The following is a 13,446-nucleotide window of genomic DNA, read 5'->3' on the forward strand; positions in this document are numbered from 1 at the left end:
CGTCCGGGCGCCGGGGCTGCTTCCGCGCGGCCGGGCTACTTCCGGCCGATGAACCAGTCCTGAAGCTTCCGCAGCCTGGCCTGCAGCTGTTCCTCGTTGGCCTGCGCCACCGGCGGGCCGCCGCACACGGTGCGCAGCTTGGTGTGGACCACGCCGTGCGGGGTTCCGGTACGGGCGGACCAGGCGGCAACGTTTTTGGCCAGTTCGTTGCGCAGGTCCATCAGCATGCGGTGGTCCGGCACTGTGGGGGCGGGGGCGGCGCTCTCGGGAGCCCTCAGCTTCTTGCGGCTCTGCTGTTCGTGCTGACGCTGCCGCAGCAGCGTTCCCACCTGCTCGGCGTCCAGGAGTCCCGGAATGCCCAGGAAGTCCAGTTCATCATCGGATCCGATATCGCCGCCCGTGCCGAACTCGCCGCCGTCGAACAGCACCCGGTCGAAGGACGCCTGCGAGTCCAGGGCCTCGAACTTTCCCTTGGTGAGGCTGTCCGACGCCTTGTCCTCCCGGTTGGCCTCGTCCATCAGCGAGTCCTCCGGATTGAACAGGCCGTCGCCGTCCTCGTTCTCCGGCCGGTCCAGCGCGTGGTCCCGTTCGGCCTCCATCGAGTTCGCGAGGGCGGTCAGCTGGGGAACGGAGGGCAGGAACACCGAGGCCGTTTCACCCCGTTTCCGAGCACGCACGAACCTGCCCACGGCCTGGGCGAAGAAGAGCGGCGTGGACGTGGAGGTTGCATAGACGCCGACGGAAAGCCGGGGCACGTCAACGCCTTCGGACACCATGCGCACGGCAACCATCCAGCGCTTGTCGCTGGCGGTGAACTCCTCGATCTTAGTTGATGCCTTGGCATCATCGGAGAGAATCACGGTAGGCGATTCACCGGTGATCTTCTTCAGCTGCCCGGCGTAGGCGCGTGCGTCCTCGTGGTCAGTGGCGATGACCAGACCGCCGGCGTCGGGCACGGTGCGGCGGACTTCGCTGAGCCGCTTGTCCGCGCCCGCCAGGACGGCGGGGATCCACTCGCCGGCCGGGTTAAGGGCCGTCCGCCAGGCCTGCGAAATGATGTCCTTGGTGACTGCCGACTCGCCCAGGGATGCTGCCATCTCCTCGCCGCCGCTGGTGCGCCAGCGCATCTGCCCCGAGTACGCCATGAACATGACGGGACGGACCACGTGGTCACGCAGGGCATTGCCGTAGCCGTAGGTGTAGTCGGCCTTGGAACGGCGGATGCCGTCACGGTCCTCGGCATACTCCACAAAGGGAATGGGCGACGTGTCGGAGCGGAAGGGCGTCCCCGTCAGCGAAAGCCGTCGCGCGGCCGGGTCAAAGGCCTCGCGGAGGCCGTCGCCCCAGGACAGGGCTTCGCCGCCGTGGTGGATTTCGTCGAGGATCACCAGGGTCCGGGCTGCCTCGGTCTTGGCACGGTGCAGCATGGGCTTGCTGGCAACCTGGGCGTACGTGACCGCCACCCCGACGAAGCCGCGGCCGTGCTGTCCGTCCGAGTTCTTGAAGTTGGGGTCGATGGCGATCCCCACCCGCGCCGCGGCATCGGCCCACTGGCGTTTCAGGTGGTCCGTGGGCGCCACGATGGTCACGCGGTTCACGGTACCCGCCTCGATCAGCATGGACGCCACGCGCAGGGCGAAGGTCGTCTTGCCGGCCCCGGGCGTTGCAACCGCCAGGAAGTCCCGGGGCCCTGTTGAGAAGTAGAGGTCCAGCGCCTCCTGCTGCCAGGCACGCAGCTTTGGTGCGGTGCCCCACGCTGCGCGTTCGGGGTAGGCCGGCGGCAGGGTTGGTCCGCCAAAGAGTGTCTCCGTCACGAAGAGCCCTCAATTCCCCGCATTGCGGCAGCCGTGAGCGAAAGACACATAAACATAGACACCAATCTGTTCCGGAAGAGCCGCACTGGTCCGGTAATCAAAATCATTGTGGGCACGGGGTGCGCGCAGCAGAGATCAGCGCCCCGTGGTGGTATTGCCCGCCTCTCCGGCGGGCCGGTCACTCCAAGCCGTCAGGCGACGGCGAAACGACGCTACTTGCCGGAATCGCCGTCGGAACCCTTGCCGCCGTCGTTGCCGGGGCGCAGGCCGTCATAGACCTCTTTGCATTCGGGGCAGACGGGGAACTTCTGCGGATCGCGGCCGGGAGTCCACACCTTGCCGCACAGGGCGATGACCGGTTCACCCGTCATGGCTGATTCCATGATCTTCTCTTTGCGCACGTAGTGGGAGAACCGTTCCCGGTCGCCGGGCTCCACTTCCTGGCGCAGTTCCTCGCGCTCGATAGTGGCAGTGGACGTTCCTGCTCCGGAAAGCTCACGCATCGGGTCGTTTTCGAGGGGATCCGTCATGCTAGTCATGGCATCCATCTTAGCCGTTGTGCCGGACAAAAAACTGAACCCCGGGCCTACAGGCCCTGCCACGGGGGCTTGTTGTCATAGGTGTGGCGGTAGTAGTCCGCCAGCCGCAGCGACGACGCCGCCGCCTCGTCCACCATGACCGTTGCGTGGGGGTGCATCTGCAGCACGGATGCGGCGCAGATGGCGGCCACCGGGCCTTCCACGAAGTCCCGGACCGCCTGTGCCTTCTGGGCACCGGTGGCGATCAGGATCACGTGGCGGGCGTCCATGATGGTGGCCAGACCCTGCGTGATCACATGGTGGGGAACATCATGGATGCTTCCGAAGAACCGCGCGTTGTCCCGGCGTGTCTGTTCGATAAGGCTCTTGATCCGCGTCCTCGATGCCAGCGACGAGCCGGGCTCGTTGAAGCCGATGTGGCCGTCCGTGCCCACGCCCAGCAACTGAAGGTCCACTCCTCCCGCTGCCTTGATGGCGTCCTCGTAGGCCTGGCAGGCTGCGGGGATGTCCGCCGCCGAGCCGTCGGGGCTGTGCACGTGGTCAGGGGCAATGTTGACCCGGTCCGTGAACTCCCGGCGGATGACCTCGCGGTAGGACTGCGGATGTCCCGGTCCCAGGCCCACGTATTCGTCCAGGGCAAAGCCCCGGGCCCGGCTGAGGTCCAGGCCGTCCTGCTCATGCCGGCGGGCCAGTTCGTCATAGACGGGCAGAGGCGAGGAACCGGTTGCCAGTCCCAGCACGGCGTCCGGCTTTCGGCGCAGCAGTTCCTCGATGGCATCAGCTGCCAGGGACCCGATCTGTTTGCTGCCGGGAAGGATCACGACTTCCATGGCCAACCGCCTTTCCGCGTCCGGTAGTTCTAATCATGCCGTTAAGTAACCGCCCTTAACCGGGCTAACGGTTGACCGCGAGCTGCGCCAGGAGTTCCGGGCCGCGGGCGTCGAGCCATTTCCCGCCGAGGCGAACCCCGAGCCCGAAGAGGACCAGTCCCAGGAGCGGCCCCGCCCCGAGGTTGATCCAGCCGGGAACCATGCTGCCGGTCACGGCCTGGGCGATGACCAAAGCCGCCTCCGGCAACACGAGCAGCAGCAACACCCCCATCCCGCCGAACTGGACCGCCATGGTCTGGGCGACGTTGCCCGGCGGCTTTTTGAACGGGCTGTCCCCCGGCAGCGGAACCGCCACCGTGTACCGTGCCGAGACAACGGATGCCAGGCCCAGCCCGGTGAACAGGATTCCCAGCGAAAGTCCCACGGTCGACGGCAGCCATTCCCAGTCGCCGGTGAAAAAGTACGGACCGATGCTGAAGACCAGCACGATCGGCAGGGCAAAGACCAGGCAGGCCAGGGCGCGCCCCAGCCTGTCGTGGACGCCGCGGACACCGCTGGACAGGTGCAGGGCGAAAGCTGTGTTGTCATAGGACACATCCGCAGAAATCGACCATGCCAGCAGGAACGCAGCCAGCGGTCCGGTGATCGCAAGGATGCCGTATTCGCCTGTCTGACTCGCCTGGAAGAACAGCAGGACGGGCAGCAGTGGAATAACCACGAGGGATCCGGAGTAGCGGGGATCGCGGATCCAGTACGTGAGCGCCCGGGCCGTAATGGCACCGGTAGGCGTCGCCGGCAGCACGCCGAACAGTCCCAGCCGCCCCGCCCGCTTCCTGCCTCCCGCGGTGTAGGGCGGCGTCACCAACGCACGTTTCAGGAGGACCTTCCAGCACCAGGCCAGCCCGGCCAGCGTTGCCACCGCGATCAGCAACTTCAGGAGTACTTCTGCGGAACGACCGGCAGCCGCATCGCCTCCGAGCGACCAGGCCGCACCCGCAGGCGTCCACGCCACGGCCCGGGAAAGATCGGTCAGGAACCCGGCCGAGCCCGCGGCCCCCTGGGCCACAAACGCCACTATCGGCCCCATCAGCATGAGCGGAATCATAAAGGCCAGGGCGCTGACGTCCTTGAACCGCCGGGAGGACGCCAGCCCGGCAGTCGCCGTCGTGACCACTTTGGACAGGACAATGCACGTCAGCACACTGAGGACAGCTCCGGCCAATGCCGCGGCCGTGGCCGCCACTCCCCTGCTCCAGGTTCCCACGGTGGCCAGCGCAACAAGCGTGGTGGCGATGCCGGGGATCCCGATCAGGCCGCCCAGCGCAAGGCCTGTCAGCAGCTGCGGCATGGGCACTGCCGCGGTGGTGAAGCGGGCCGGATCCAGGGTCAGGTCCGCCGAGGAGGCAATAACCGGAACGATGCCCCATCCCAGCACTGCGGCGGAACCGCCCATGACTACGACGGTCTGCGCCAGCTCCAGGTCGGCTGTGCGGAGCAACAGCAGCGCCACCGCCAAGAAGCCGGCAATCCCGACGGCGTACAGCCCTCCGATGATCAGCCCCAGCAGCTGCCACGGGCTGCGCCGGAGGCTGTTGCGCAGGAGTGTCAGCTTCAGCCTTAGAAGGTGCGCAACCATTCCAGGCCCTCCGTCCGGCTCCGGCCGCCGACCATCTGCACGAACCGGTCCTCCAGGGACGCGCCGGCCCGGACCTCCTCCACGGTGCCGGCTGCCAGGAGCTTCCCGGCGGCAACAACGGCCACATGGTCGCACATCCGCTGGACCAGGTCCATGACGTGGCTGGAGACGATCACCGTGCCGCCGGAACCAACGTAGCGCACCAGGATGTCCCGGATATTGGCCGCAGACACCGGGTCCACCGATTCGAAAGGCTCATCGAGGACCAGCAGCCGAGGTGCATGGATCAGCGCCGAGGCGAGGGCGATCTTCTTGGTCATGCCGGCGGAATAGTCCACCACAAGCGTTCCGGCGTCGGCGCTGAGGTCAAGCGCTGCCAGGAGTTCGGCCACCCTGGCGGACACCACGTCCTTGTCCATCCCGCGCAGCAGCCCCGCGTAGGTCACCAGCTGCTCGCCGGTCAGCCGGTCAAACAGCCGCACGCCGTCGGTGAGGATGCCCATGAGCTTCTTGGCTTCGAGCGGCCGGGACCAGACGTCCACACCATGCACGAAGGCGGTACCGAAGTCCGGCCGGAGAAGTCCGGTGGCCATGGACAGCGTGGTGGTCTTGCCGGCGCCGTTGGGGCCGACAATGCCGTAGAAGGATCCTGCCGGCACATCGAGGCTGATGCCGTCCACCGCGATCTTCCCGCCAAAGCGCTTCGCGAGGCCGCGGATGGCCAGGGCGGGAACAGGGTGCTGCTCAGGGCCGGAGGAAGAACCCGGCCCGGGTTGCGGTTCAGTCATGGTGCCAGCGTAGCCTCCCCGCTGCCGCGGGCGGGTCGTCCGGAAGGGTTACTTCCTGGAAGGAACGGCGGGGCTGGAAGGAACGGCGGGGCTAGAAGGAATTGCGGGGCACTGCCCGTTCGTACTGCGGGGCCCACGGAAGGTCCTGGCCAAGCTCAAAGGCTGCGCGCAGCCACCAGTGCGGGTCCCGAAGGGCGGCGCGTGCAATGAAGACGCCGTCGGCCTGGCCGGTGGCGATGGCGTGTTCCGCCTGCCCGGCCGAGGTCAGCAGGCCCACGGTGCCGGTGCGGACGTCCGCCTCGCGCCGGATCCGTTCCGCGAAAGATGTCTGGTAGCCGGGACCCACGGGAATCTGCTGGTGCGCCACAGCGCCGCCGCTGGACACGTCCACGAGATCAACGCCGTGTTCTGCGGCGGCCCTGGCCAGCCGGACAGAGGCATCGGCGTCGATCCCGCCTTCGGCCCAGTCCGAAGCGGAGATCCGCAGCAACAGCGGCATTGAATCGGGGATGACGTTCCGGACCGCGTCCACCACGGCCAGGGTCAGCCGGTTCCGGCCCGACTCGTCACCGCCCCATGCGTCTGTCCGGTCATTGATGAGCGGGCTCTGGAACTGGTGCAGCAGATAGCCGTGCGCGCCGTGGATTTCGATCGTGTCGAACCCTGCTTGCACCGCCCGGACAGCGGCCGCGGCAAAATCGGCGATGACGCCGTCAATCTCCGCCGTGGTCATCGCGGCGGGCGCGGCATAGCCGTCGAACGCCCCGGTTCCGGGCCCCACGGTGGTCCAGCCGCCGTCGGACGCCGGCACCGAGCCGCGTTTCCCCGAGAAGGGCCAGTACGTCGAGGCCTTGCGGCCGGCATGCGCCAGCTGGGTGCCGATTTTGGCCTCGGCTGCACTGTAACGGTGCACAAAAGCCGTGATCCGTTCCCACGCGGCGGCCTGTTCGTCGTTGTAGAGGCCGGCGTCGAGCGGGCTGATCCGCCCGGCCGCGTTCACGGCCGCCGCTTCGGTGAGGATCAGGGCGGCTCCTCCGGCCGCGAAGGACCCCAGGTGCATGAGGTGCCAGTCGTTCGGGACGCCTTCGCCCGTCTCCGGACCGCAGCTGTACTGGCACATGGGCGAAACCCATCCGCGGTGGCGCAGTGTCAGTGAACGCAGCTCCAGGGGCGAAAAGAACGCCGAGTGCATTAGAAGAGCACCCGCGCCAGCCCCTGCCGCGCCTTGGCGACCCGGTCATCGGACGGGCCCACCACCTCGAAGAGTTCCAGCAGCCGGACCCGCGCGGTCTCGCGCTCCGGGCCGAAGTTACGGCCGATGAAGCTCACGATCCGGCCCAGGGCGTCCTCGATGTGTCCGCCGGCAATGTCCAGGTCCGCAACACCCAGCTGGGCCTCAAGGTTGTCAGGTTGCTCAGCGGCAAGCTTCCGTAGCGCTTCGCCGTCCGGACCGGTCAGGGACTGCAGCCGCTCCATCAGCTCCACTTGGGCAAGTCCGGCCTTGGCTTCCGCGTCGGCGGGCATCTCCAGCAGGGCCTGCCGGTACGCGGCCGCCGCGGCGGCGTAGTCGCCTGCCTCGATGGCGTCGTAGGCAGCTTGGTGCAGGGGCGGCAGCGGAGCCGGTTCGGTGTCTGCAGCTGCGGCGCCGGCACCGCCAAGGCTGCCGGTGACGCCGTTGGCAGCAGCCACTTTCAGCAGTTCATCCAGCAGGGTGCGCACTTGCTGTTCGTCCGCACCGCCCTGGAACAGCGGAACGGGCTGCCCCTTGATCACCGCGACTGCGGTGGGGACGGCCTGGACCTGGAAGGCCTGGGCAAGCTGCGGGAACGCCTCAATGTCAGCGGCGCCCAGGACCAGGCGGCCGCCGTAACTGTTGATGATGTCTTCGAGGACGTCGAGCAGGTCGCCCGAAGCGGGCGAATAGCCTGCCCACAGGGCGAACACCACGGGCACCTGTGCGGACAGTTCGACGAGCTGCTGGAAGTTTGCCTCGGTGACGTCGACGCGAAGCGGCTGGCCGCCCGTGTCCGGCGCACCCTGGGCGCCCGGCTGGCCGGTAGCCGGCTGGCTCGGCTGGCCGGCAGCCGGCGCATCTGCGGCGGGCGGAGCGGCGGGGCGCTGCTTCAGACTGGAAAGGTCGACCGCGCCACGCAGGTTAAGCTGGCTGGCAGCGGCTGGAGGGACAGGGCGGGAGGCTGGCGAACTCATAGCCTCCACTCTAACCACTCCGGCCGCTGCCGGTCATACCAGTAGCGGGTGCTACTTGAAGCTGGCTCCCACGAGTCCGCGGGTGGCGGCCACCAGCTTCATCGGGTCCTTGGAACCGGTCGGCGGAATGTAGACCGCCACGGACTCGGCGAAGTTAAGGACCATGCCTGAGGTGGTTTCCTTGCCGCCGGCCAGCACTGCTGCGTCGTCGCCGATGGCCAGCTTGTCGCCTTCGGCCTTGGGCGTGCCGTCGAAGTCGAAGTTCATCCGGCCAAGGACCAGGGCGCCGCCGTCCGCGGTACGGAACACCACGGTTTCCTGGGGGGAGGCCTTGTGGGAGAAGGAGAAGTTGCCGTTGACGCCGTTCTTGGCAATGTCCGCCTGGTACGCCAGGGTGTCGGCGATGTACGGCGAGGACTGCCCCTCCACGAGCTTGTCCTTGAATGTGGAATCAGCCTTCGTCAGGCGGTCGCCCAGGCCGGCAAGGGCTTCCGCGCCGCTGTAGAGCAGGCCGGACTTGTCGTCAGCGGAAAGCGTTTCCGTCCCGTTCCGTCCGATGGCCGGGAAGGTGGTGCCGGGCTGCAGCGGAGTGGTGCCCACCAGCTTGTAGTTTTCGCGCGGGGACTTCTGCACGAGGGTCAGCAGCTGGGGCACTACGTTGCCTTCACCCTGGGTGACGGCCATGACCTGGCGGGGCCAGGCGCGCTTGCTGGTGACAACGGTGGTCAGCAGCTTGGTGGCGCGGACCGGCATGCGGGCCTCGTAAGCGCCCACCTGGGAGCGGATCCTGTAATTCTGGGTGCGGACATCGAGCTCGGTCCGGTCCACGCGGGACTTGAGCTTGGCAGCATCCTTTGCGGCGTCTGCCGCGTCCACGGTGCTGGAAACCTGTTCGAGGATGCGGCGGAACTGCGCATCCAGCAGCACGGGTGACTCGGGGGCGGTATCGGCGCCGGCCGATTCGCTGGCCGACGGCGACGGAGCGGGGGTGGTTGCCTGGGCGGCCACGCCGGTACCGGCAACGATGGTTGCCGCGAGCGCCGCCATCGCAATGCCCGCACGGGAGAAGCCGGTACGGGAGACACCCATGGGGGAAAGCACTGCACGGGCAGGGCCGGAGGCCGCGGAGGCGGCGCCGTCCTCCTTGGCCGCAGGTGCCGGGGCGTTCTTCGCACCCAGGCGGGTCGAACCCACCCGCGCCCGGGCACGGGCGAACTTGGCGCCCAGCGTCTCGCCCTGTTCTTCGCCGTCGATGGCGGCGGGCTTGCCGCCCCTGGGCTTGATCACCAGCAGCGCCAGGCCGGCCAGAATCAGGAGGGCTCCCAGCACCATCAAGGGAACGGCCCACGGAGTGGACGTGTCATTGGGGAACGTCATGGAGATGGACGACGGCGCCGGCTTGGTACCGTCGGAGGCCAACAGCAGCGACCATTCGCCGTCGGCCGGGGCGCTCCACGTATAGTTCAGCTCGCCGCTGGCGTTTTCGGTGGAAACCCAGAGATCGGAACCGGCGGGCGACGGCGCGGCAGCTTCCCCGTCCGTGTGGGCCAGCTGCAGGGCCTTGTTGTCTTCGGAAACTCCGGAGACCGTGTTGTGGGCTGTCTTGCCGACCCAGGCGTCGACGTCGTCCGGACGGCCTGCGGCCAGCATGAAGCTGCCTTCGCCCTTGACGTTGATCTTGACCGTGCCCCCGTGAAGGGTCCTCAGTTTTTGGTCAATGACGGTAAGTGGTGCGGTGCCGTCGGAAGGCGCCGAGGCTGTAACAGTCTCGGCCGGGGCCCAGATGGTCTTCTGTCCTACGCCGGCCAGCAGTGTCAGGAGGCCGAGCAGCACTAGTGCAACTGCAGTCTTGAAACGCAAAGGGATACCTATCATCAGCGGGGGTTTACTTTCAATAGTAACCATTTTGTTACCAAGGAGTCAGATCGGGCCTTGAAACCCAGCCTAGGGCAACTGGCCGGGTCGGCAGGAAAAGGGGGCGCTGACGGGCCTGCTGATAGTGTTTGCGATGATCATCACACTGGCCCGCACCGGCGGTGCCACGGACGGTAAAGGGCCCTAAAACGCAGTGACTGAGCACACGGATTCGTCCACCTCCGACCAGGAAGAAACGCCTGTCTCCGGCGCCCGGGAAGAGGCCCGGGAAGCAGCGACGCCTGGCCGGCAGCATGAGCACAAACCGCTCCTGCCGGGCCTGGCCGCGGCGGTGGTGCGCAGGCTCCGGACCCCCATCCCCGGCGCGCAGCCCCGGCTGCGCTTCGAAATGCCGCCCGAGTCCGCCGAAGACTCCATCACCCCCGAAACCGAGACAGGAACCCGCTTTGGCCATCCGGGGCCGCGGATGTCGTCCCAGCACCCCTTGTATCTGGGCTTCATGGGCACCGTCGGCGTCGGCATGGCGCTCCTGGTCTACTGGATCGGATCCAACACCACGCAGCTGCTGCTGTGGATCGTGACCGCGCTGTTCATCGCACTGGGCCTGGACCCGGTGGTGCGCTGGCTGGAAGGGCGCAGGCTTCCGCGGCCCATCGGCATCCTGGTGGCGGTCAGCGTCCTGGTCTCCGCCGTCGTCGGATTCTTCGCCACCCTGATCCCCACGCTCGTCCAGCAGGTGACCGAAGTGGTGCAGGAGGCACCGCGCTGGATCCAGGACTTCATTGATTCGGACTTCTTCCGCAGCTTGGACGACCAGTTCGGCGTACGGGAGCGGATCACCCAGGAGCTGGAAAAGTTCGTCAACGATCCGGATGCCATGGGCGGCATTTTCGGCGGTGTCGTCGGGTTCGGGTCCACGGTGGCGAACGGGCTCTTTGGCACCCTGATCGTCCTGGTGCTCAGTCTCTATTTCCTTGCCGCACTGCCGGCGATGAAGAAGTGGGGCTACCGGCTCGCGCCGCGCTCCCGCCGGGTGCGGGTGGAAGCGCTCTCGGAAGAGATCAGCGCATCCGTGGGCAATTACGTGATCGGCCAGGCCTGCGTGGCCCTCCTCAACGCGACCTTTGCGTTTATCGTGATGTCGATTGTCGGAGTTCCCTTTGCGGTGCTGCTGGCCTTCGTGGTGGCGCTGCTGGCCTTCATCCCGTTGGTCGGGGGAATGATCGCCGGCATACTGGTCACCCTGATCGCCCTCACCGCCGGCTGGCAGACCGCCCTGGCGTACGCGATCTGCTACTTCGCTTACCTCCAGTTCGAGGCGTACTTCATCTCGCCCCGCATCATGCAGCGGGCAGTGGCCGTGCCGGGTGCGGTGGCCGTCATCTCCGTGATTGCCGGCGGCAGCCTCCTGGGAGTGCTCGGCGCCCTGATCGCCATTCCCACCGCTGCGGCTGTCATGCTGCTTGTGAAGGAAATCTTCATCGTCCGCCAGGACAAGCATTAGGGAGCGGTTCGGAACGGCTCCGGCCTACGGTGCAGCCGTGGCCACCGGCCCGTTCCATTCCTGCGGCAGACCCTCCGGACCTGCGCCCTTCGCCGTGACCTCGTCGACGATTTCGTTAAGCACCCGGGCAGCGTACTTCTCCCCCACCCACAGGTGCTTGGCGCCGTCGACCCCCACCACGTCAGCCTGCGGCACCAGGCCGAAGCGTTCGGCGGCGGCTGCCGGCTGGAGGTAGTCGTCGTGTTCGGGGACCAGCACTTTCAGCGGCTTGCCCGCGGCCGCCCACTCCTTCAGGTGCACATCCGTGGCGCGGTGCAGCGGTGGGGACAGCAGAATGGCGCCTTCCACCTGCGAGGCCACCGGTTCCGTCGCCCCGTACATCAGGGCCAGTTCCGTTCCGAAAGACCAGCCCACCAGCCAGCGCTTGGGCAGGCTCCGGCCGGCAGCGAACCGGACGGCCGCCTCGACGTCGAACCGCTCGCCGATGCCCTCTTCGAACCGGCCGCCGCTGGTGCCCCGGGGCGAACTGGTCCCCCGGGTGTTGAACCTGAGGACCGCGACGCCGGCGAGCGCGGGAAGGCGGTAGGAGGCCTTGCGGTACACATGCGAATCCATGAATCCGCCGTGCGTGGGCAGCGGATGCAGCGTGATCAGCGTGGCGGTGATTTCGCCGGACTCCGGCACGGCGAGTTCGCCGACGAGCACGTGGCCGTCCTCGGTCGTTATCTCCACGTTCTCCCGGCGGGCCGGGAGCACCGTTGAAGCCCGGATGGCGGTTGCTTCGGAAGGCTGGCTGAATACGAACGACGCCGGGTCAAAAGTCATGACTAACAGCTTAGCGATACCGGTACGTGCGTGACGTCCAGCAGTTGGAGTGCCAGTGGCGCCGTTCCGAAAGTCCCGCGGCCGCACCGAAGATGTGGTCCTCGGACCACACCACCAGGTGTTCCACACCCGGCAGGACCGCGGTTGAGCAGCCCGGGCAGATGTACGACTTCTCGGCCCGCTTGGCCGTCATGGTGCGGACCATCCACTCGCCGTCGGGCGCGCTTTCGCGCCGCGCGATGCCGGACCGTGCACGCTCCAGGTCCAGCTCCGGCACGGGGCCGTATTTGCGGCCGCCCTGTCCCGGTTTTCCGGAGGCGGCACGGCGGGGGCGGTTGGAGCGGGGCATGCATCCATTCTGCCCCAGGCCCGGCGCCCGGCGGCTCCGCGGTCGCCGTGCATTGCCCAGACGGTAGTGTTGTCCGGGTGCGTTTAGTCATAGCCCGTTGTTCTGTTGATTATGTTGGCCGGCTCAAGGCCCATCTCCCCCTCGCCACCCGGCTTCTGCTGGTCAAGGCGGACGGCTCGGTTCTGGTGCACTCCGACGGCGGCTCCTACAAACCGCTGAACTGGATGAGTCCTCCGGCCAGCCTCCGGGTGTCCACGCCGGACGAAGTGGACCTGGAACTCGGTGTCACGGAGCAGTGGACGGTGCAGTCCGCCAAGACGGATGACCGGCTCATCATCAACATCCATGAACAGCTGCACGACACCTCCCATGAACTGGGCCAGGACCCAGGCCTTATCAAAGACGGTGTCGAAGCGGACCTGCAGCGGCTGCTGGCCGACCAGATCGAAAGGCTGGGACCCGGGTTTTCGCTGATCCGGCGAGAGTACTTCACCGCCATCGGCCCGGTGGACATCCTGGCAAGGGACGCAGACGGCGCCACGGTGGCCATCGAGCTCAAAAGACGGGGCGACATCGACGGCGTCGAACAGCTGACCCGCTACCTTGAGCTGCTCAACCGGGATCCGCTGCTGGCACCGGTCCGCGGCATCTTCGCGGCCCAGCAGATCAAACCCCAGGCCAAGGTCCTGGCCAATGACCGGGGCATTGACTGCGTCACCCTGGACTACGACGCCATGCGGGGTGTGGACGACAGCGAATCGCGCCTGTTCTGACCTGGCGGTTCTGGAAAGAGCCGGTGCCCGATATCCGGCGGCCTGTCATAAGGGAGCCGTTCACAGCGGCTTTACGCAAAATTTATCGAATTCCCGCTTTTACCCGTTGACCTGAAGCACACCACATGAAATTCTTATATAAGTCTTTGTGTAGGTGTTTTTCATGCTCGCAAGACATGTTGCGAGCGCGAAGCTTCTTCAGCTAGTGTCCGGTTCCACCGGGCGGCAAGCCAGGATTCTTCTCGCGGAGTGACCAAGTGCGGCACGAGGTGTGCCGGACTTAAGCAAGTTCCATAATGAGGAGA

At 66.9% G+C, this 13,446-nt stretch carries 12 protein-coding genes; 2 read left to right on the plus strand and 10 right to left on the minus strand.

Annotated elements, in window-relative coordinates:
* Positions 1-35: 35 nt before the first annotated feature.
* From J7I92_RS11030 to J7I92_RS11065, 8 genes are all read right to left on the minus strand, one after another.
* Entirely contained in the window at positions 36-1,814 is a 1,779-nt protein-coding gene (locus J7I92_RS11030; RefSeq protein WP_214840396.1) for a DEAD/DEAH box helicase, read from the minus strand.
* Positions 1,815-2,026: 212 nt separating this feature from the next.
* On the minus strand, positions 2,027-2,362 hold the full coding sequence (locus tag J7I92_RS11035; protein WP_214840398.1) for a DUF3039 domain-containing protein: 336 nt from the start codon (positions 2,360-2,362) through the stop codon (positions 2,027-2,029).
* 38 nt (positions 2,363-2,400) lie between these two features.
* Positions 2,401-3,183, minus strand: coding sequence for a glucosamine-6-phosphate deaminase (gene nagB / locus J7I92_RS11040; RefSeq protein WP_214840400.1), 783 nt, complete (start codon positions 3,181-3,183; stop codon positions 2,401-2,403).
* Positions 3,184-3,247: 64 nt separating this feature from the next.
* Positions 3,248-4,819: a transporter gene (locus tag J7I92_RS11045; protein ID WP_214840402.1), complete on the minus strand. Its 1,572-nt coding sequence runs from the start codon at positions 4,817-4,819 to the stop codon at positions 3,248-3,250.
* Positions 4,801-5,607, minus strand: a complete 807-nt coding sequence (locus J7I92_RS11050) for an ABC transporter ATP-binding protein (RefSeq protein ID WP_214840404.1) — start codon at positions 5,605-5,607, stop codon at positions 4,801-4,803. Before J7I92_RS11050 ends, J7I92_RS11045 begins: the two co-directional genes overlap by 19 nt.
* 91 nt (positions 5,608-5,698) lie before the next feature.
* Positions 5,699-6,799, minus strand: a complete 1,101-nt coding sequence (locus J7I92_RS11055; RefSeq protein ID WP_214840406.1) for an NADH:flavin oxidoreductase/NADH oxidase — start codon at positions 6,797-6,799, stop codon at positions 5,699-5,701.
* The gene (locus J7I92_RS11060; protein ID WP_214840413.1) at positions 6,799-7,815 is read right to left on the minus strand and encodes a tetratricopeptide repeat protein; all 1,017 of its coding nucleotides are present in this window, start codon (positions 7,813-7,815) and stop codon (positions 6,799-6,801) included. The genes J7I92_RS11055 and J7I92_RS11060 overlap by 1 nt, the downstream gene beginning before the upstream one ends.
* 51 nt (positions 7,816-7,866) lie before the next feature.
* Entirely contained in the window at positions 7,867-9,690 is a 1,824-nt protein-coding gene (locus J7I92_RS11065) for a hypothetical protein (protein ID WP_214840415.1), read from the minus strand.
* Positions 9,691-10,000: 310 nt separating this feature from the next.
* On the opposite strand from J7I92_RS11065, the gene J7I92_RS11070 reads away from it, so the two are divergent.
* Positions 10,001-11,194 carry an AI-2E family transporter gene (locus J7I92_RS11070; protein WP_214840550.1) on the plus strand — a complete coding sequence of 398 codons (1,194 nt, stop codon included), beginning with the start codon at positions 10,001-10,003 and terminating at the stop codon, positions 11,192-11,194.
* A 24-nt stretch (positions 11,195-11,218) separates the two neighbouring features.
* Here J7I92_RS11070 and J7I92_RS11075 read toward each other — a convergent pair whose 3' ends face one another.
* Positions 11,219-12,019, minus strand: coding sequence for an alpha/beta hydrolase (locus J7I92_RS11075; RefSeq protein WP_214840417.1), 801 nt, complete (start codon positions 12,017-12,019; stop codon positions 11,219-11,221).
* A 10-nt stretch (positions 12,020-12,029) separates the two neighbouring features.
* Positions 12,030-12,368, minus strand: coding sequence for an ATP/GTP-binding protein (locus tag J7I92_RS11080; RefSeq protein WP_214840419.1), 339 nt, complete (start codon positions 12,366-12,368; stop codon positions 12,030-12,032).
* 77 nt (positions 12,369-12,445) lie between these two features.
* Between J7I92_RS11080 and nucS the strand changes: the two genes are divergently transcribed.
* Positions 12,446-13,141 carry an endonuclease NucS gene (gene nucS / locus J7I92_RS11085; RefSeq protein WP_214840421.1) on the plus strand — a complete coding sequence of 232 codons (696 nt, stop codon included), beginning with the start codon at positions 12,446-12,448 and terminating at the stop codon, positions 13,139-13,141.
* Positions 13,142-13,446 lie beyond the last annotated feature (305 nt).

Origin of the sequence: Arthrobacter sp. ISL-72 (genome assembly GCF_018613755.1) — a bacterium.
Classification (GTDB): Bacteria; Actinomycetota; Actinomycetes; order Actinomycetales; family Micrococcaceae; genus Arthrobacter.